This window comes from Shewanella denitrificans OS217 (assembly GCF_000013765.1).
GTDB classification, from domain to species: Bacteria; Pseudomonadota; Gammaproteobacteria; order Enterobacterales; family Shewanellaceae; genus Shewanella; species Shewanella denitrificans.
Genome location: NC_007954.1, coordinates 3079046 through 3098735, shown reverse-complemented (window position 1 = coordinate 3098735; position 19690 = coordinate 3079046). Strand labels below are relative to the sequence as shown.

14 protein-coding genes are annotated in these 19690 nt (G+C 45.1%); 9 read left to right on the top strand and 5 right to left on the bottom strand.

What is annotated here, in order from left to right; translation table 11 throughout:
• The first annotated feature begins 53 nt into the window (after nt 1-53).
• A complete protein-coding gene (locus tag SDEN_RS13470; RefSeq protein WP_011497017.1) occupies nt 54-1919 on the top strand; it encodes a tetratricopeptide repeat-containing diguanylate cyclase in 1866 nt (621 codons plus the stop codon).
• A 37-nt stretch (nt 1920-1956) separates the two neighbouring features.
• Here SDEN_RS13470 and SDEN_RS13465 read toward each other — a convergent pair whose 3' ends face one another.
• Nucleotides 1957-2778, bottom strand: a complete 822-nt coding sequence (locus tag SDEN_RS13465; protein WP_011497016.1) for a DUF2797 domain-containing protein — start codon at nt 2776-2778, stop codon at nt 1957-1959.
• A 116-nt stretch (nt 2779-2894) separates the two neighbouring features.
• Entirely contained in the window at nt 2895-3401 is a 507-nt protein-coding gene (locus tag SDEN_RS13460; protein ID WP_011497015.1) for a glycine cleavage system protein R, read from the bottom strand.
• Nucleotides 3402-3664: 263 nt separating this feature from the next.
• On the opposite strand from SDEN_RS13460, the gene SDEN_RS13455 reads away from it, so the two are divergent.
• The 5 genes from SDEN_RS13455 to SDEN_RS13435 all read left to right on the top strand — a co-directional run bounded on the left by SDEN_RS13455 (nt 3665) and on the right by SDEN_RS13435 (nt 10004).
• A complete protein-coding gene (locus SDEN_RS13455) occupies nt 3665-5920 on the top strand; it encodes an ABC transporter permease subunit (RefSeq protein WP_011497014.1) in 2256 nt (751 codons plus the stop codon).
• Nucleotides 5921-6004: 84 nt separating this feature from the next.
• The gene (gene pstA / locus SDEN_RS13450) at nt 6005-7663 is read left to right on the top strand and encodes a phosphate ABC transporter permease PstA (RefSeq protein WP_011497013.1); all 1659 of its coding nucleotides are present in this window, start codon (nt 6005-6007) and stop codon (nt 7661-7663) included.
• A 30-nt stretch (nt 7664-7693) separates the two neighbouring features.
• Entirely contained in the window at nt 7694-8512 is an 819-nt protein-coding gene (gene pstB / locus SDEN_RS13445) for a phosphate ABC transporter ATP-binding protein PstB (protein WP_011497012.1), read from the top strand.
• 61 nt (nt 8513-8573) lie between these two features.
• On the top strand, nt 8574-9284 hold the full coding sequence (gene phoU / locus SDEN_RS13440; RefSeq protein WP_011497011.1) for a phosphate signaling complex protein PhoU: 711 nt from the start codon (nt 8574-8576) through the stop codon (nt 9282-9284).
• 108 nt (nt 9285-9392) lie between these two features.
• Nucleotides 9393-10004, top strand: a complete 612-nt coding sequence (locus SDEN_RS13435; protein ID WP_011497010.1) for a DUF502 domain-containing protein — start codon at nt 9393-9395, stop codon at nt 10002-10004.
• Nucleotides 10005-10079: 75 nt separating this feature from the next.
• Here the strand turns inward: SDEN_RS13435 and SDEN_RS13430 are convergent, their stop codons facing one another.
• On the bottom strand, nt 10080-10466 hold the full coding sequence (locus tag SDEN_RS13430; RefSeq protein ID WP_011497009.1) for a hypothetical protein: 387 nt from the start codon (nt 10464-10466) through the stop codon (nt 10080-10082).
• Nucleotides 10467-10705: 239 nt separating this feature from the next.
• Nucleotides 10706-11854, bottom strand: coding sequence for an L-threonine dehydrogenase (gene yiaY, locus SDEN_RS13425; protein WP_011497008.1), 1149 nt, complete (start codon nt 11852-11854; stop codon nt 10706-10708).
• Between the two features lie 409 nt (nt 11855-12263).
• On the opposite strand from yiaY, the gene SDEN_RS13420 reads away from it, so the two are divergent.
• From SDEN_RS13420 to SDEN_RS13410, 3 genes are all read left to right on the top strand, one after another.
• Nucleotides 12264-15395, top strand: a complete 3132-nt coding sequence (locus SDEN_RS13420; protein ID WP_049763052.1) for an EAL domain-containing protein — start codon at nt 12264-12266, stop codon at nt 15393-15395.
• 74 nt (nt 15396-15469) lie between these two features.
• Entirely contained in the window at nt 15470-16738 is a 1269-nt protein-coding gene (locus SDEN_RS13415; RefSeq protein WP_011497006.1) for a DEAD/DEAH box helicase, read from the top strand.
• 81 nt (nt 16739-16819) lie between these two features.
• Nucleotides 16820-17914 (top strand): CobW family GTP-binding protein, encoded by a 1095-nt coding sequence (locus SDEN_RS13410; protein WP_011497005.1) that lies wholly within the window; start codon nt 16820-16822, stop codon nt 17912-17914.
• Nucleotides 17915-17919: 5 nt separating this feature from the next.
• Here SDEN_RS13410 and SDEN_RS13405 read toward each other — a convergent pair whose 3' ends face one another.
• Nucleotides 17920-19593: an L-lactate permease gene (locus SDEN_RS13405; RefSeq protein ID WP_011497004.1), complete on the bottom strand. Its 1674-nt coding sequence runs from the start codon at nt 19591-19593 to the stop codon at nt 17920-17922.
• Nucleotides 19594-19690 lie beyond the last annotated feature (97 nt).

The window sequence follows — 19690 nt, the reverse complement described above, 5'->3', positions numbered from 1 at the left end:
GACTAAGCTTAGTAAGCTGTTGCTGCAGGCCTAATCCCTAGTTGGAGCTTAGTATGAGTCCTAGTGTTATAACTCTCTTGTTTGTATTGGTTTTTCTATGGGAAGGGAAGGCGTTAGCTCAGGATAATAATCAAACTAGGATTGAACAAATCAAACAGACGCTTGCTGAAATAGCCAGCCCTGAAGATAAGTTAACCTACCTGAGCGCCAAGTCATCCCTAGTTGAAGGCTTATCTGGGCTAGAGCAAGGACAATTTTTACATTTATTGGCAGGGGTACAAGAAGAGTTACAACAGCTTGATGGCGCTATAATTAGCTACACCCAAGCCATAGCCATACTTGAACAGATGCCTTTGAATCCATTGTTGGTTCATAGCTACTTAGAACGCTCCTACATTAATTACTTAAATAGCAATGACGCTAATATCTATTGCCAAGATAGGCAGATAGGGCTTAGGTACGCGCGGCAATTACAAGATCCAGAATTGACCGTTAAGGCGCTGAGTCTCGCGGCCTTTTGTTTTAATTCGGCAGAAAAATTTGATGTAGGTATTAAATTGCTGGATGAGGCATTAGACATCGCCAAATTACATCAGCTTTCTAATAATCGCCAAGCCATGATTTATAACGCGGCAGCAGCCCTCTATAGGGATCACGGATTACACCGACACGCCTTGGCTTTCTTCAAACATGCCTATGAGTTATGGCTGGAAATCGATGATACTCAAGATATCTTTAACATGCTGCACAATATCATCGGCGAGACAATCAATTTATTTCAATGGGAGCAAGCGGACATCTACTTAGAAGAAATGGAGAAACTCACCGCAGCCAAGCCAGAATTCAAAGATTTTAGATTTTTCTATCATTATAATTTCGGCCGTAAATCCCTGTTTAGTTATGATTTTACTCAGGCAATCTTACATTTAGAGCAAGCGATAGCCTTACAGGCGACCACTAACGAAGTATTTTTTGTACACACAAGCTTTGCTTTTTTATCCATAGCATACATTCAAAGCGGTGATAAAGAGCAGGCGGTGAAATGGGCGAATGCATTCAATCAATCTGCCAGTGTGTCAAGCAGCAAGCAAGACTTGGTCATGAGCATGCAAGCCCTGGGGCTTTTAGGTCAGGACAAGCCAATTGAGAGCGTGAATATTTTGCTCAAAACCATTAATTATGAAAGGGAGAAGTTTGCTGATTTACTTAATAACGCGGTGATTTTTTCAGCATTAGATCACAACTCAAAAGTCGCGGAACATGAAAATAGATTGTTAGAGAAGCAATTAGAAATTAAACAATTGGAACTTAAGGCGCAGCAGGATGAACAAGAAATTACCCGTTTAAGCTTGTGGTTGTTTGTGTTGCTGGTGGCGATTTTATTGGGATTTTTAGGTTTTTTATACCAATCGAGACGATTTTTTAAGCATCGCTCTCAAACGGATTTTTTAACCGGGATTGCCAGCCGTAGCTTTACCATGGAAGAAGGGGCTAAAGCTCTGGAGACTTGCCATAAGCTCAAGCAACCTTTGGCCGTGGTGATGTTAGACATAGACAATTTTAAGCATATCAATGATTCCTATGGCCACGATATTGGTGATATGGCCATAAGAGCCGTGGCTCAGCGCGCTAAGCACTGGCTTAAGCGAAACGATATTTTAGGCCGTATTGGCGGGGAAGAGTTTTTATTAGTGCTGCCCAACAACAACCAGCAGGAAGCCTTGTTAATTGCCGAGCGCCTCAGAGTAAGCATCAACGAAAAGCTATTTAAGTTTAAGGGTGTTGAGCTTAAGTTTTCTATCAGCTTAGGGGTGGCGCTATCCAAACCTCAACAAGGGTTTAATGAGCAAGTCAAAAATGCCGATCTGGCCCTGTATCAGGCGAAAAATGCCGGAAGAAATTGTGTGAGTATGGCCTAGCTAGGACAGACTCACACTCACTATGCATTGGAGTGACCTAGTTAGTCGTGACAGTGACTTCATAGGCGCTGAACTTGCGGATGTTAATCACCCCAGTATCAAAGATCAGGTATTGCCCTTTAATGCCTAATAATACCCCTGTGACCTCTGGAACCTTATCGAAATTGTGCGAGCTGATTTTCTTAGGAAACGCGGTCATAGGGTAGTTTATCTGCTGAATAGTTTCAGTTAAACGCTCAATTTTGTACTCGCCTTTTTCCATGGCAAGCTCGTTCAGCCTATGCTCTATATGCGGGATAAGCTCCTGTGCTTTGGCATTTAAGTCAATATCAGCGGCATTGCTCTTGAGCATCGCCTGCCAATTGGTTTTGTCTTTAACCAGCTTGGCTAATTCCACTTCGATAAGGCCTGAGAGTTGACGGGTAGAGACCTTAAAGATGGCTAGGCCTTGGGTGGCACCTTGGTCAATCCAGCGGGTGGGCAATTGATTGTTGCGGGTGATCCCCACCTTAATGCCTGAGGTATTAGACAGATAGACATAGTGGGGCACAAAACAATGGGACTGAGCCCACTGCGGTTCACGGCAGGTGCCTTGATCGAAATGACAAGTCTCAGGTTTCATGATGCACATGTCGCAGCTGGCAAGTTTTTGCATGCAAGGAAAGCAATGGCCTTGAGAATAACTTTTCTTAGTTTTACGGCCACAATTACAGCAAAAAATATTACCTGTGTGAGTTAAGCTAAGGGTTTGACCGATAAGGGGGTTTAGCGGGAGTTCTTGGTCACCGACGACCAGGTTATACTGCACTAGATCCGCTTCATCAAGGCGGCTTCGAAGCTTTTTTAACGTTCCAAGCATGACATTCCAATATTTGAGTATTTTAGCCGAGTTTATCAGAGGCTAGACCTGAGTTTAACCTCAGTGTGGCGCCTTGCCTCATTTAGTGGAATTGAAACCCCATTATTGCCTAAATATCATGCACTTTTACTGAGTTTATCCAGCACCACGTCATCGCCCATGGCGTAGAGAGATTCGGTTAACAAGGCTTCTTGGGATGGGTCAGTTAATCCTAAGCCGAAGGTGGCTCGAAACAGGGCAACGCCCGTGTGGCTTGCCGTTTCAAACTGGCTGCTGAACTCTTCAATATTGATGCCTAATGCACTAATTTTGTTCGATATTTCAAGTACGAGGCCAGGTCTATCATAGGCCACTAAATTGTAGCTCAGGCGCTTAATGGGCTTAGGGGTAATGCTGGTTTTAGCGAACGTCAGGCTCAAACCTTCAAGGCATTCTAAGGCTTCTAACAGCTCATCCCATTTTTGCTCGTCGATTTCTAGTTGTAATATTGCCGCAAAAACCCCCTCGATATGACGCATTTCAGAGTCTAACCAGTTGCCACCATGATGACTGATTGTGTTAGCGATTTGCTCAACTAATCCTTTCCTATCAGTTGCTTGTAGCGTTATTAGGTACCTTACCATGATTTGTTTCTCCTCTGAACTCAGCAATTTGTCGCTGTAACACTATTGTCATGTTTGCGTAATATAATTTGCGCCATTGATGAATGACTATAAGTGCTTTATGGGGTTTTCACCCGATGAGCTTATTAATTTAATGACATTAATTAATAAGTTACCCATTAAGACCGACGCTGGACTATAGGGTCGTACATTCAAAGTAGTAACACAGCCAAATGCACAATCCTAGCGAAATTTCGTTAACGATTAAATTATAGAGGTTCTGAATGGAAAGTCAGGTAAGTCAGCCGGCTTCTGCTGCCAGCAAGATTTTAGGTGGCAGCAAGGCAAAAAGCAGGGCATTTAAAGATAAGGCTGCACAAGTGGGTGTCACCATAGGTGGCACCTTAGTCTTCGTCGCCTTATTGTTGATTTTCTTTTATTTACTTTATGTTATCAAACCTATTTTTGATGGGGCAGATATTCGCCCTCTAAGTAAGATTAGTTTAATAGACACTCAGACACCTAGCCTGATGATAGGCACAGATGAACAAAACGAAATTGCCTTCAGGGTGCTAATGGATGGCCAAGTTGAATTCTATTCTGTGGCCAGTGGTCAACTGCTAAGCTCACAAATACCTCTACTCAGTGAAGGCGAAACTGTCACCAGTAGTGCCAAATCTTCACCTAATGAGCAAAGGTTTGCCTTAGGGCTTAGCTCGGGCAAGGTGTTGGTCGTCGATGTCGATTTCGCTGTGACCTACCCAGACAATCAAAGGCTTATCACCCCAAGATTGCGCTATCCCAATGGTGAAACGCCGCTTAATCTATCCACGAATTCTGCCGTGTATAACCTAGCATTTGATTACAGCGATAGCCGCATGAGTTTTGCTTATCAAGACAAGGATGGCCAGTGGCGTTTTAACCGTCAAGAAGGCGAAGAGAACATGATGACAGAGGAAGTTGAGTGGAGCTCAACAGAATCTATTATTGCTGATGCCCCCGCCAATAAAACCCATGCCTTAGTCACCCCAGATCATAGCCAATTAATTTTGCCTGGCACAGATAAAATTTTCGTCTACAACACCCGCGATGCCGATGCCATTGACTTGCTTCAAGTCATAGACGTGAGAAACGGACAAGATACCGTGAGCCAAGTGTCGTTACTGGCGGGGGCGAGCTCCATTCTAGTGAGCTATCACTCTGGCCTCGTGGCGCAATACTTTCAGGTCAATAGTGACAGTGGCCGCTTATATCAACGCATTCGTCAATTCGATGAGCTTGCGCCCATGTCAGCTATCGCCACCGAGTTTTACCGCAAAAGCTTTGCTGTGGTGAGCAAAGAGGGTGAGTTATCTCTACTCTATACCACCAGTGAACGTAAATTATTTGAACAGAAAATGGCGCTTCAATCACCAAGCAATATGGCGTTTAGTCCCCGTTCCAATGCCTTGATCATCGAAACTAACCAAGTACTTAGCCTGTTTGCGGTTGATAATAGTCACCCAGAAGTCAGCTGGAGTGCCATGTGGGAAAAGGTGTGGTACGAAGGTTACCCTGAGCCTAAATACGTGTGGCAGTCGACGTCTGGCTCTGATGATTTTGAAGCCAAATTGAGCTTGATGCCGCTGGCGTTTGGCACCATGAAGGCGGCGTTCTACGCCATGCTATTTGCTGTGCCGCTTGCGGTAGCAGGCGCTATTTATACCGCTTACTTTATGTCTCCTAAGGTGCGCAGCATAGTGAAGCCCACCATCGAAATTATGGAAGCGCTGCCGACTGTGATTTTAGGTTTCTTGGCTGGATTATGGCTCGCGCCGTTAATTGAGGATCACCTCCCTGGGATTTTCATGCTGCTTGTGCTGCTGCCCAGCGCTATTTTAGCCAGTGCGTTTTCTTGGAGCTTATTACCGGGGCGTTGGAAGCAGCGTTTGCCCGAAGTTTATCAAGAGTTGATGCTTATTCCTGTGATTATCTTTGTGGGTTGGTTCTGCTTTGCTATCAGCCCCACGGTCGAGCTTGCCTTGTTTGGCGGCGATACCCGTCAATTTATTACCAATGAGCTCGGGATCACCTTCGATCAACGTAACGCCTTAGTGGTGGGAATTGCCATGGGTTTTGCGGTGATTCCAACCATATTCTCCATTGCCGAAGATGCCATTTTCTCTGTGCCGCGTCACTTATCCAACGGCAGTTTAGCCTTAGGTGCGACTAACTGGCAGACGCTGACTCGGGTGGTGCTACTTACAGCAAGTCCAGGTATTTTCTCTGCCATCATGATGGGCCTTGGCCGCGCAGTGGGGGAGACCATGATAGTACTGATGGCAACCGGTAACACGGCCATCTTAGAGTGGAGTGTGTTCGAGGGCATGCGTACCTTAGCGGCTAATATCGCGGTAGAAATGCCTGAGTCGGCCATTGGCAGCTCCCATTATCGGGTCTTGTTCCTCGCGGCCTTTGTTTTGTTTATTTTCACCTTCTTCTTTAACACCATAGCCGAAGTTGTCCGTCAACGATTGAGAGAGCGTTATAGCTCGCTGTAACTCTGGCGATAAAAGTTGAGAATACTATGTGTAATGTATTGAATAATAATTTTATTTCGCCAATCTCCTTAAGAGGTGCGTGTAATGGGTAAGTGGGTAAAATCAGGTTCACCCTGGATCTGGATGACAGGTGGCGCCGTCAGTATCAGTTTGATTGCCGTATTGGGGCTGTTGCTGCTTATTGCATGGCGTGGGTTAAGCTACTTTTGGCCAGCGGATCTGTATCAATGGCAGCTCGAAGACAGCCAAGGGCAAAAAGGCACCTTGATTGGTGAGATTTATGACAGAGAAGAGGTGCCATCAGAGCGCTTGATTTCCGCCGGGCATAAGTTTCAAATCCCGCCCGGTGAATTTGTGACTCGCTACCTAGTGAAAACCGGTAACCGTGAGTTTGTCGGTTTAGACTTTCGCTGGATTTTAGCCACAGACATCATCAGCCGTGAAACCCCCGTAGGACTGGCTAAATTTGAGCGCACCAAAAACGGCAATTTCTACGGCTACCCTGTGGCAGTGATAGAAGCGGGCGAGCGTTTAGCTGTTGCACCAACTGAGCTAGGTGCTGTACTCAATGAGCATATTGCTCGCAGCGTCGCCATTGCCGAAGAGGCACTGGAGTTACAAAAATCAGATATTGGTTCCATTAACTACCGCATGGAACGATTACGCCTTAAAGAGCGTAAATATGAACTTGAAGGCAGCTTAACTGAGGCGAAAAAGGCCAGCATAGAAGCTGAAATTACTCAGCTTAATGCCGACTATCAAGTGCTAGAGAAACGCTTATTCGCCTTACGGGACCATGCGAGTAGGGACAGCGTAGTCATCAAAGACATGCGCGGCGAAGAAGTGATATTGAATTTAGACACTGTGCTTGATGTCACTTATGTCAACGATATGACAATGATGGATAAATTGGGGCATTGGTTTAAAGGTGTCGGTGGTTTCGTGGTGGATGACCCCCGTGAAGCTAATACCGAAGGCGGCGTGTTTCCAGCCATTTTTGGCACTGTGTTCATGGTAATGCTGATGGCAGTTATCGTGACCCCATTTGGGGTGATAGCGGCGATTTATTTACACGAATACGCTAAGAAAGGCCCTATTACTAAGATGATCCGCATCGCTGTCATTAACTTAGCCGGTGTGCCTTCCATCGTCTACGGGGTATTTGGTCTGGGCTTCTTTGTTTATATGCTTGGGGGCTCCATTGATCAACTGTTTTACCCTGAAGCCTTGCCAGCACCTACCTTTGGATCGCCTGGCGTCATTTGGTCGGCGCTGACCTTGGCTATCTTGACCTTACCTGTGGTTATCGTCTCAACCGAGGAAGGCTTAAGCCGTATACCAAGTGCTGTGCGCCAAGGCAGCTTAGCCTTAGGCGCTACCAAGGCTGAAACCTTATGGCGGATTGTTATTCCAATGGCAAGCCCTGCCATCATGACTGGACTCATTTTAGCGGTAGCCCGCGCGGCGGGTGAAGTGGCGCCCTTGATGCTCGTGGGTGTGGTTAAACTTGCGCCAACACTGCCACTGGATATGAATTTTCCCTTTGTGCATTTGGAGCGTAAATTTATGCACTTAGGTTTCCATATTTATGATGTGGGCTTTCAAAGCCCTAACGTAGAAGCGGCGCGCCCCTTAGTGTATGCCACCTCATTCTTACTAGTGTCAGTGATAGTTGCGCTCAACTTAACCGCCATTAGTGTGCGTAATCACTTACGCGAAAAGTTTCGTTCGCTTGAACATTAATTAACGATATCCTGACGTTAAGGACTTATGATGATTTCGATAGATCAAAGAGCTATGCAAGCAAAACCTATAGATTTAGAACATTTATCGGCGCAGGATACCGCTCTTGAAATCCGTAACTTAGACTTAAGTTATGGTGACAAGCAGGCGTTATTTAATGTGTCGATGAAGATCCCTAAAAAACAAGTCACCGCCTTTATTGGCCCGTCCGGCTGTGGTAAATCCACCTTGCTGCGCTGTATCAATCGCATGAATGATTTGGTGGACAGTTGTAAAATTAAGGGGGAAATTTTGCTCCATGGGCAAAACATCTATGATAAAAAAGTCGATGTTGCCGCCTTGCGTCGCAACGTGGGCATGGTGTTCCAGCGCCCAAATCCATTCCCTAAGTCCATCTATGAAAATGTGGTTTATGGCTTACGTCTGCAAGGGTTAAATAACCGCAGAGATTTAGATGAAGCGGCAGAGCGCTCCCTTCGCGGCGCGGCTATTTGGGATGAAGTGAAAGACAGGCTGCACGATAACGCCTTTGGTTTATCAGGCGGTCAGCAGCAGCGTCTAGTGATAGCGCGGGCCATTGCTATTGAGCCTGAAGTTTTGTTACTGGATGAACCTACCTCGGCGCTGGATCCTATCTCCACCTTGACCATCGAGGAGCTTATCACTGAGCTTAAAGACAAATACACTGTGGTGATTGTGACTCACAACATGCAACAGGCAGCCAGGGTATCTGATCAAACTGCCTTTATGTACATGGGCGAGCTGGTGGAGTATGCCGATACCAACACCATCTTTACCACTCCAAGAAAACGTAAAACTGAAGATTACATCACTGGACGTTACGGCTAACGCCGACGCATCCCGTCACTCTATCAAAGCCGCGTGCAGTCATGAATTGGAAGGTTGAATTATGGAAAAAATGAATTTAAATAAACATATCTCTGGTCAGTTCAATGCTGAACTTGATGATATTCGCAACCGAGTACTGGCCATGGGCGGCTTGGTTGAGCGTCAACTGGAGCAGTCTTTGGATGCATTAAGCAGCTTAGATGCTGAGCTTGCACAGAAGGTTATTGAAGGGGATCACCGAGTGAATGGCATGGAAGTGTCAATCGATGAAGAATGCACCCGCATTATTGCCAAACGTCAGCCTGCCGCCAGTGACTTACGCCTTATTATTGCCATTTCTAAGACGATTGCAGACCTTGAGCGTATCGGCGATGCTTGCGTGCGTATCGCTAAAGCGGCGCTAGATAAACGCACGAATAATCAACAACCTTTGTTGGTGAGCATAGATAATATGGGCCGACATGCCACTCGTATGCTGCATTCAACCTTAGACGCCCTTGCTCGTATGGACGCCGAAAATGCCTTAGAGCTTCACAAGGAAGATGCCAAGCTAGACAAAGAATATGAAGGCATTATTCGTCAGTTGATGACCTATATGATGGAAGATCCACGCTCAATTCCTGGGGTGCTCGATGTGCTTTGGGCAGCCCGCGCCATCGAACGTGTGGGGGATCGCTGTAAGAACATCTGTGAATACATTATCTACTATGTCAAAGGCAAAGATGTGCGCCATACCTCCTATGAAGACATGGAAAAGGATGTGAATAGCTAGCATCAGTAGTGCTTTAGAGCTGCCGTATTAATACTTTGCCTTAACGCTCTTGAGTTAGGGCTTTTTTTTATACACAATGGCGGCACTTTGTACGTCTGAGATCCACTAATGAAAACGACTCTGGCCCGCGGGCTGACCAATTTGTTACCTATGGTGTTATCCATCTGGCTGTTTTGGTCATTATTTATTTCCCTCGATGGCCTAGGGCGCTTAATGCTTGAGACCTTAGGGGTCGACAAGATAATGCTGGGAGCGGGTTTTGCCTTAGTCGCATGTCTCGTATTTGTGGCGGGGTTATTATTTTCGGTGAGCCCCATCGTCTGGGTCTACAGCTGGATAGAACGTCAGTTGATGAAGTTCCCCCTGTTTAAGACAGTGTATGGCAGCATTCGTGATATTGCCGGCTTGATGAATCGAGACGGCAAACCTAAAACCCATAAAACTGTGTTGGTTAGGCAAGCCAATGACAGCTATGTGGTGGGTTTTATCATGAGTGATTTCCCCCCAGAACCGTTACGTGAAGCCCTTCCTGAAGGGGATTGGGTGCCAGTGTTGTTTCAGCTCAGTTACCAAGTGGCAGGGGTAACAAGCTTAGTCAAGCGGGCTGATTTAATTGAGGTTAACTGGTCTTTTGAAGAAGCGATGCGCTTTAATTTAACGGCTGGGATCACAAGTTTGTCCGATCCAACTCAGAAAGGTGAAGCCTTTACTAAGGCATAAGCTGGCACAAAAAAGCCTTAAGGGTGCAGCCCTCTTGCTGGCACCAATAAGGCTTAAGATTTAATCGCTCAACGGCTAGACAGCAATAGCCTCGAGTGAGTTGGCTTTTTCTAATCTATGTTGATAATCTTTGATAAGGTGCTGCATTATGCTTTGAGGAGAGGCATCGTGACAGCAATGGTCGAGGAAGATTTTGAAGGTCACTAGGGCATGGCCATCATGCTTTAGACGATCGCTTTGCATGGCAAAATAGGCTTCTTCACCATCGGCTTTTCTGACAACAAAGTTTTCAAGTTCAAACGATTTACTGCCGGATAAGTTGTGCCATTTGGTGATGCGGTTTAGGGCGATTTCACTAGATTGGTTTACTTCAATATGATTTAGCCAAGTTGCCGGGGTTTCATTCTCTGTGTAGTGTGGGCATCTGACTGTGTAGTTATAAACATGAGTGATTGCTGTCATAAGTTACCTACCTAATGTTAAGGATGTACTTCACTATAGGCTGTTTATTTTCAATCGGTCAATTGTTATTTCAAGAACTTAGCGTTCACCGTCAATTATTAAATAAATCCCTATCTTCTATTGAGAACTCCTTATCTTTGATGAAATTTGCGTTCTTTATGTTAGCGAATAAGGCCAGCAATTAGCTGGCCTTAAGTTATTTACAGTTATCTATTGGATTTTGATTTTTTCAAATAACATCAAAGCGCATTAGTGAAAATCTGGCAGATTTCCTCATGGCTCGCTTGTTTTGGATTGGTAAAACCGCAGGCATCTTTGAGGGCGTTATCGGCCAAGGTTGGAATATCTGCGGCGTTCACGCCAAGCAAGGTTAAATTCGCCGGAATATCCACAGCCACAGCTAAAGACTTAATCGCTGTGATGGCGGCTTTAGCGCCTTGCTCATCTGTCATGGCGTTAACATCAACCCCCATGGCTTTGGCGACATCTTTTAACCTAGGTGCCGCCACTTGTGCATTGTATTCCTGTACATGGGGCAATAATAGCGCATTGCACACACCATGAGGCAGGTCGTAAAACCCGCCTAACTGATGAGCCATAGCATGAACATAACCTAGGCTTGCATTGTTAAACGCCATGCCGGCTAAGAATTGAGCATAAGCCATTTGCTCACGGGCCTGCATATTCTTACCGTCATTGACTGCTGCGATGAGGTTTGCCTGAATAAGCTCGATGGCCTTGATAGCACAAGCATCTGTAATGGGAGTGGCTGCAATGGAGACATAAGCTTCGATAGCGTGAGTGAGTGCATCCATACCGGTTGCCGCGGTTAATTGAGCGGGCTTTTCAAGCATCAATTCAGGATCGTTCACCGACAATATTGGGGTGGTGTTTTTATCCACTATGGCCATCTTAATATGACGATGTTCATCTGTGATGATGCAAAAACGGGTCATTTCACTGGCGGTGCCTGCTGTGGTGTTAATGGCGATAAGTGGAAGTTGCGGCTTAGTGGAGACATCGACCCCTTCATAGTCTTTGATTTTGCCGCCATTAGTGGCCACTAGGGCGATACCCTTAGCGCAATCGTGGGGAGAACCGCCGCCCAAGGAAATAATAAAGTCACAGTGATTATCGTTTAGAATACCAAGGCCTGCGTCCACATTGGCTGTAGTGGGGTTGGGTTGTACACCATCAAACAAAAAGACTTTGATGCCATTATTAACCAACTTAGTTGCCACTTTTTCCACCAAGCCAATCTTAACTAATGGCTTGTCAGTCACAATCAATGCGCGTTTAAAGCCAAGGGTTTTAATATCTTCTATGGCATCGTCAACGCCGCCCTGGCCTAAAATGTTAACACTGGGAATATAAAATTTAGTCGCCATAATGTGCCCCTTAATTCTGTCTTTTTTGGATAAGCTTAAATTGCGTAAACCCAGCTTAACAAGGGATGCCTGCGACCTGTGTGACCCAGCTCTAAGTTACGCTATTTTCAACAGCTCAATGTTGTCTACCTATACTAAGTATGGGCTCAGTTTTATCTTTGAGATTTTGTGTTAGTGAATGGCCACTTCTTTTCACTGAGGCATATTTTGGCTTTTCTGAATGCATCAGATGCTTTTTCTAAAACGAATAAAAATGTTAGATAAATTCAGCTTAAATACAAACTGCTAACTATACTGAGTTTGTGCTCCATCTCCTTTTATCTTTACGATAATCACGTTGATATTTGTAGGTCGCCTTTTATAGCGCAGACTTCGCTGACAACTGCATTACAAATGGATGTTATTCGCTATGGATAAAGCATTTCTGTTCTTTTTTCTTGGGCAAGTGGCAATCGTGATGATGCTGGCTTATTTTCTTTGCCTCATTCCTAGAAATGATCAGCAAAAACATGCGCCTAGCTATCAAATTGTTATAGGCGTATTGGCAGCCTTTGGAGTTATGCTGTTAATTGAGCACGGGATCATGTATGGATTAGGACTGCCTTCCAATGAGAGTGTGTTTCAGGATTTGAATCAGACATACTCAAGTGATAGCGAACTCACGGGATTATTTTTTGCCTCTAGTGCCTTGATAGCGAGTTTGGTAGGGCTTTATTTTGGCCGGTATGTGCTGCTGGTCGCGGCCCTAGTACTCAGCCCTTATGTTATTTACTTAACGGACTTTCCGATTATTAGCTTAATACTTGCTCTGGGCTTGAGTGGCGTTCTTGGGGCACTTTTTCGGCGTTATACTGTAGAGCACTTAGGCACAATCAAACTTGCAAAGCTCTACTTGTTTGGTCTGGTTGTGCAAATCGTCTTTTTATCCACTAGCATGCTAACGGCAGATAACTGGCGCCATGTCATCCATTTGAATTCACTTTATTTATTAGTATTTTTTCCTTTGATTATGTTAGCAGCGGCTAATTTAATGTCTAAGTACATCTTCTTTGAACGTAATATGCAAATACGGCTTCAGGAAGATTTTCTCTTCAAAAATCAGTTTGATATTGGAAATATTGGCATAGCCATTACTTCGAAAGCTAAGTACTGGCTTAAGGTTAACCCTTGTATTTGTAAGATGCTTAAATACTCAGAAAAAGAGTTAACGAGAATGACATGGAAGGAGTTAACTCACCCTGAAGATCTGGAAAAAGATTTAAGCTATTTCAACAGAATGTTAAAAGGGGAAATCAGTGAATACGAGATTGATAAACGTTTTATCGCAAAAGATGGCGCCATAGTTTATACCCATTTGACCGTCGCTTGTCGGTTTTATGATAACGGTTCCATGCTAGTGATTGCAGGTTTCCTGGATATTACCAAGCTTAAACAAGCAGAAGCCGCATTGCAAAACTCCAAGGAGCAATTGGCATTGGTGCTCGACAGTAGCGATCTTGGTATTTGGGATTGGCATATTAATACCAATGAGGTGGCCAGCAATTTACGTAGCGCTCAAATCATAGGTTGTGAATTAGCATTATTAAACCAAAAACCCTCCCTATGGTTTAAAGCCATTATTGCAGAGGACAGAAAACGGCTTATCAAGTCATTATTGGCAATACGTAAAGGTCAGAGTATTCATCATAAAATTGAATATCGCATTCGCAGTTTAAACGGTGACATCAGATGGATATTAGACACAGGAAAAGTGGTGGAGGTGGCAGATACCGGTCAGCCATTGAGGATGTGCGGTACCCATACCGATATCACAGATTTAAAACGAGCGGAGGAGTCTTTAAGTATCGCGGCTTCGGTTTACCGTAACTCCAGTGAAGCCATGTGTGTGTTCGATTACCAAGGCAAGATAGTTAATACTAATCCAGCCTTTAGTGAAATCACGGGGTTTGATGCCGATGAAGTCATAGGTCAGCATTTAGCTGTGTTACAAAAAGAGGAGCAAGCTGAGCATTTTAACTTACAGCTAGAACAGTACTTGTTTGAAAAACGCTATTGGCAGGGAGAACTTTCATTTCAAAGAAAGAATGGCCAAACCTATACGGCGTGGGTAACCATTAACGCCATCGGTGAACTAGACACTTGTGACACCTTGAATGTGATGTTATTTGCAGATGTATCAGAAAAGAAGCAAGCCGAAGAGCTTATTTGGTTGCAAGCCAATTACGATACCTTGACTGGCCTGCCTAATCGACGCATGTTACTCGAGTATATTAAATTACAAATCGCGAATTGTACTCGTGATAATCAAGGTTTTGCCTTGTTGTTTCTGGATTTAGATTTCTTTAAGGAAGTGAATGATTCCTTGGGTCATGACATGGGGGATTCACTTTTGGTGGAAGCTTCCCAGCGAATTAAGGCCTGTATTCGAGACGCCGATCTTGTGGCTCGTATTGGCGGGGATGAGTTTACCATAGTGCTAACCGATTTTACCGGGCCAAAAGGCGTTGAACGTGTCACCAATAAGATATTAAAGCAACTGTCGGAGCCTTTTATGTTAGGCAGTGAAATGGCCTATATCAGTGGCAGTATAGGTATTACCTTATATCCCGATGACGCTCTCACCATAGATGGCTTGCTTAAGAATGCCGATCAGGCCATGTATTCGGCCAAGGCTCATGGACGTAACAAGTTCAATTACTTTACCCCCAAGATGCAAGAGACCGCTTTGAGGCGGATGAAGTTAATTCAAGATCTTAAAACGGCGATCAAGATGGAAGAGTTTGAACTTTATTATCAGCCCATTATTGATTTTTCCGCTAACGCTAGCGACAACATTACTAAAGCCGAGGCCTTGATCCGCTGGCATCATCCCAAATTAGGCTTTATCTCGCCGGTTGATTTTATTCCCATTGCCGAAGATACCGGCATGATAGTGGAAATAGGTAATTGGGTGTTTAGACAGGCTTGTCGGCAAGCGGCTCAGTGGAAGCAAACCTATGGGCTGGACATACAGATAAGCATTAATAAATCGCCAGTACAATTTAGGGATGAGCGTTCAAGTGTAACGAGCTGGACTCAATATATGTCTGAGTTAAATTTGAGCCCTGCAAGCATTTGTGTGGAAATTACCGAAGGTCTGCTATTGGAGACGGAATCAGGTGTCGGGGCTAAATTAGCCGCATTTCGTGATGCTGGTATGCAAATTTCTTTGGATGATTTTGGTACAGGTTACTCTTCACTGTCTTACCTAAAGAAATTTGATATAGATTACTTGAAAATTGATAAGAGCTTCGTCAGTAACCTTGAAGATAATACTAACGACTTAAGTTTGTGCGAGGCAATTATCGTCATGTCACACAAACTCGGCATAAAAGTCATCGCCGAAGGGATTGAAACTGAACTACAAAGGGCCATGCTCGAGTGTGCGGGCTGTGACTATGGACAAGGCTATTTATTCTCAAAGCCTGTAAAAGCAGAAGATTTTGAGTCGCGGTACTTTATAAGCTCAGATGAGTTTAGGGTAAAAAAGAATAGGGCCTAATGAGGGAATTTATGATCGCATAAATTCCCTTAAAGGTTACAATACAGCCCAATTATTGTCAGTTTTGAGTTCCTATGCCTTTTAATGCCCTCGGTTTATCCAGCCAACTACAAGATGCCGTCAAAGAATGTGGTTATGACGCCACCACTCCCGTTCAACAGGCCGTTATTCCGGTTGCACTCCTTGGGCAAGATGTCTTAGCCAGCGCTGAAACGGGCACAGGTAAAACCGCCGCTTTTGCCTTGCCGATTTTGATGAACTTATCTCAAATTGATACTCAGACATTAACGCCAGAGCAAAGACTCAGAGCACTGGTGATGACGCCGACTCGCGAACTTGCGATTCAAATCGAGCAAAACTTTCTGAGTTACAGCCGTTACCTTGAACTTAATAGCTTGGCAGTTTATGGAGGGGCGAGTATTAACCCACAGCGTAAAGCCTTAGCTCAAGGGGTAGATGTGCTGGTGGCAACCCCAGGTCGATTGTTTGATATTATTGGTCAGCATGAGTTAGATCTCTCCCATGTGACGCATTTAGTGATAGACGAAGCCGATCGCATGCTGGATTTAGGCTTTGTGAAAGACATAGAAAAAGTGCAGCGCTTAGTGGCAAGGCAGCGTCAGACTATGATGTTTTCGGCCACCTTTTCCGATGAAGTACAAGTGCTTGCGCAAAAAATGCTAAACCAGCCGGCCATTTTCCACCTTGCCAGCAGCACGACCGCCAGCACAGTAAGCCAAGAAGTGTATTTGGTGGATAAAAGGCGTAAAGCGGAATTACTCTCAGAGCTTATTGGCCGTAATAACTGGCAGCAAGTGATGGTGTTTACCAGCACTAAAGAAACCGCTGAGCATTTATTATCTGAGCTAACACTTGATGGCCTTAAAGCCGCAGTGTTTCATGGTGATAAGTCTCAAGGTGCGCGCAATAAAGCCTTAGAAGAGTTTAAGCAAGGTCAGCTGCGAATTTTGATAGCCACAGATCTCGCCGCCAGAGGCTTAGACATTCAAGCGCTGCCCTTAGTGATCAACTTTGAATTGCCACCAGAGCCAGAAGATTATGTTCACCGCGTAGGCCGTACTGGCCGTGCGGGGATGGCGGGTCACGCCATTTCTTTTGTGAGCCCAAATGAGCAGCAACTACTTATAGATGTAGAAGCCCAAGTGGGGCTGACACTAGAGAGCAAGGTGTTACCTGGTTACGAAGAAGGTGCGCCGCTACCGGCTCGCTATCGTGACCTTGCTGATGCAAAACCTAAGAAAGCCTTTAAGCACAAGCGCCCTAAACCTAGCCCGAACAAAGCGCCTACCCGTCACGGTAAATACGCTAAAGTTAAAAAGTAATCTAGAGTGCATCGATAGTTCTACTCTGAATTAGGGATTAGCTATCGATGCAAAAATATTAAGTAATGGTGGTTGCCGTCCATGATAGTTAAGCCTGTTAATACCAATATCATTACGGGGTTTCTCGGAGTTGGTAAAACCTCATTAATTAAGCAGCTGCTGGCAACCAAACCTGCGAATGAAACCTGGGCAATCCTCATTAATGAATTTGGTGAGATTGGACTCGATGCCCAGCTACTCAACCAAGGCAAGCAGGCCAGTAAACTTGTGATAAAAGAAGTCGCTGGTGGCTGTTTATGCTGCGCCGGCGGGTTACCCATTCAGGTGGCGATAAATCAATTGCTCGCCAAAGCCAAACCAGACAGGCTTATCATTGAACCCACTGGGCTTGGGCATACAGATCAAATCATCAAATTATTAGCCTCAGAGCATTATCAGCAGGTTATTGGGCTCAATACTTGCCTATGCTTGGTGGATGCACGAAAACTGGCCAAACCTGAATATCGCAGCCACCCACTATTTATTAAACAGTTGCAGTGCGCCGATATGATTTTAGCCAACAAGTCTGCCAGTTACAGTCCAGAGGATTGGACTGCTCTGCAAGACTTCTTAGTCCAAATTGGCTGTGCTGAGCGGGTGCTTATTAAGGATGACGCGTTAACTGAAGACTCCCTTGTTCTGCATTCAAATGAGTTAATAGCTAGGGTCATTCAAGGGTTACAAAGGCCAACAACACTGAGGCATCAGCTTAAATCTCAGTCACAAAGTGGACTTAGCTTGGTGACAAAGCCTGCGGCTCATTTGGGGCTATTTGATGCAGAAGAAACCTTAACTGCCGAACTTGCCTTTAACCCGTTAGGTTTTTGCAAAAAACAGCAAGATAATGGCGAATACATGAGTTGTGGCTGGGTGTTTGAGCCTACACAGGTTTTTGATTTTGATCAATTACTCTCACTTATTCATGGGATTAAGTTAGACTTTGTTCGACTGAAAGCTGTGATGATAACCTTAGATGGCATTGCCTGTTTTAACTTAATCGATGGCGAGCTCAGTATTCAAGAGCAAGAGGATGCACTAGATTCACGGCTTGAAGTTATTGCGATGAGTAACACTAATCAGCCAAATCAAGACGCCATTGAAACGTTACAGACTTCGCTGCTTAGCTGCCGTGTTTAACGCGTCTAGTAGCCGCCCCAAATAGCGGCGACTGTGCCTGCGATGAGGGCATAAGCTAATGCTACCGGCATGGTTTTTCGAATAATATCGGCTTCTTTTTCCGCCATACCGACCACAGTGGCTGCGGCGACAACATTCATTACGCACATCATATTGCCCGCATTTGAGCCTATGCCCTGTAGCGCTAGAGCAAGGGTAGGACTCATGCCGATGCGTTCGGCCACCGAATATTGCAAACTGGCAAACATCATATTGGAAAAGGTCGCAGAGCCGGATAAAAACGCACCGAAAATCCCCACTATGGGCGAAAACCACGCCCAAACTCCACCCATGGTTTGCGCCAGTAAATCCGCTAAAGCGATGGGCATGGATTGCAGATTTGCGTGGTTAGCCCCTGAGTTTAAAAATATTTTCACCATGGGCACACTGGCGCCTAAGGCGATTAACGTCGGTAACATGGCTCTCAAAGAGTCAGTTATGGCCATATTGATTGCTTTGGCCTTCATGGAAAACAACCAAACACTCATTAAACAAACCAGCACAAAAAATGCCCCAGGTGCGTATAAGGTGGCGAAGCTAGTGCTAAGCTCAGTGCCCAATATGCCTTGCCAGCTAAGGGTAAAACTCGACAGCCACGCCTTAAGTGGCATCAAGGTGCGGGATAAGACTAAGAGTAACGCCATGACTAGGTAAGGCGACCAAGCGGCGAGTTGCGATATCGGCTTAGTATTAGATAGTGACTGCGATGTCGATGAGGCGCTTATCAGGTTGAGTTCTGTTTGCTCAGGGTTAACGGCAAAGTCATGCCAAGGTGTTTTTGGTAATAGCCAGCCTTTTTTCGCCACGGGAATGACTAAAGCCATGCCCATAAGCGCACCAATCACAGAAGGGAATTCAGGTCCAGCGAGATAATTAATGCTCCAGGCTGGCACAGTGAAAGCAAACCCTGAAAACAAGGCAAATTTCCAAATAGATAGGCCTTCTTTGAATGAGTGATTTCTGCCGAAAAAACCGGTTAGCAGACAAGACAGCAACAAGGGCATCAGGCTACCAGTAAGCAAATCTATGCTGATGATATGCATGGCAATGTATTGAGCATAATTGGCAAAATTGCCGCCATGTAAGCTGATTTGTTCGGCGGCCATACTGCCATCAACCCCCATCAGTCCTTGCTCCATGCCAAAGAGTATGGGTAAGCCTATGGCACCAAACGAGACTGAGGTTGAATCTGCAATGAGGGCGACAACGGCCGCGGCAATTGGAGGTACACCTAAAAGCAGGAGCAATGGCGCGCCAATGGCGGCTGGGGTACCAAAGCCTGCTGAGCCTTCGATAAAGGATCCAAATAACCAACAAATTATGATGACTTGCACTCTGGCGTCACTACTTATCTGAGTAAAGCCTGAGCGTATGGTGTCCATGGCTCCAGCGTGCTTTAAGGTGTTGAGTAACAGCACAGCACCAAATATGATGCTCAATGGAGTAAGCGCCGCCAGTAAGCCTTCGACCACTGAAGCCGATAGCATTAGCGCATCCATTTCCCAAATAAAATAAGCACTAAGGCCTGTCATCAGCATGGAGAGTGGCATGGCTTTCGCGGCAGACAGGCGCATCAATACCAAAAATATCAGTACACTGATGACAGGAGTTAAGCTTGCCAGTATTTGAAGAAAGGACATGAGCACCTCAAATTAAATCGCGTCTTGTCGATGTTAATCGATTCAACACTCAAGCCTATCTTAGCGCTCAGTTAGGCTAACATGCAGCAAAGATGAC

Coding starts and splice junctions, on each gene's coding strand:
- SDEN_RS13470 (WP_011497017.1), top strand. CDS start 54: ATGAGTCCTAGTGTTATAACTCTCTTGTTTGTATTGGTTTTTCTATGG.
- SDEN_RS13465 (WP_011497016.1), bottom strand. CDS start 2,778: ATGCTTGGAACGTTAAAAAAGCTTCGAAGCCGCCTTGATGAAGCGGAT.
- SDEN_RS13460 (WP_011497015.1), bottom strand. CDS start 3,401: ATGGTAAGGTACCTAATAACGCTACAAGCAACTGATAGGAAAGGATTA.
- SDEN_RS13455 (WP_011497014.1), top strand. CDS start 3,665: ATGGAAAGTCAGGTAAGTCAGCCGGCTTCTGCTGCCAGCAAGATTTTA.
- pstA (WP_011497013.1), top strand. CDS start 6,005: ATGGGTAAGTGGGTAAAATCAGGTTCACCCTGGATCTGGATGACAGGT.
- pstB (WP_011497012.1), top strand. CDS start 7,694: ATGATTTCGATAGATCAAAGAGCTATGCAAGCAAAACCTATAGATTTA.
- phoU (WP_011497011.1), top strand. CDS start 8,574: ATGGAAAAAATGAATTTAAATAAACATATCTCTGGTCAGTTCAATGCT.
- SDEN_RS13435 (WP_011497010.1), top strand. CDS start 9,393: ATGAAAACGACTCTGGCCCGCGGGCTGACCAATTTGTTACCTATGGTG.
- SDEN_RS13430 (WP_011497009.1), bottom strand. CDS start 10,466: ATGACAGCAATCACTCATGTTTATAACTACACAGTCAGATGCCCACAC.
- yiaY (WP_011497008.1), bottom strand. CDS start 11,854: ATGGCGACTAAATTTTATATTCCCAGTGTTAACATTTTAGGCCAGGGC.
- SDEN_RS13420 (WP_049763052.1), top strand. CDS start 12,264: ATGGATAAAGCATTTCTGTTCTTTTTTCTTGGGCAAGTGGCAATCGTG.
- SDEN_RS13415 (WP_011497006.1), top strand. CDS start 15,470: ATGCCTTTTAATGCCCTCGGTTTATCCAGCCAACTACAAGATGCCGTC.
- SDEN_RS13410 (WP_011497005.1), top strand. CDS start 16,820: ATGATAGTTAAGCCTGTTAATACCAATATCATTACGGGGTTTCTCGGA.
- SDEN_RS13405 (WP_011497004.1), bottom strand. CDS start 19,593: ATGTCCTTTCTTCAAATACTGGCAAGCTTAACTCCTGTCATCAGTGTA.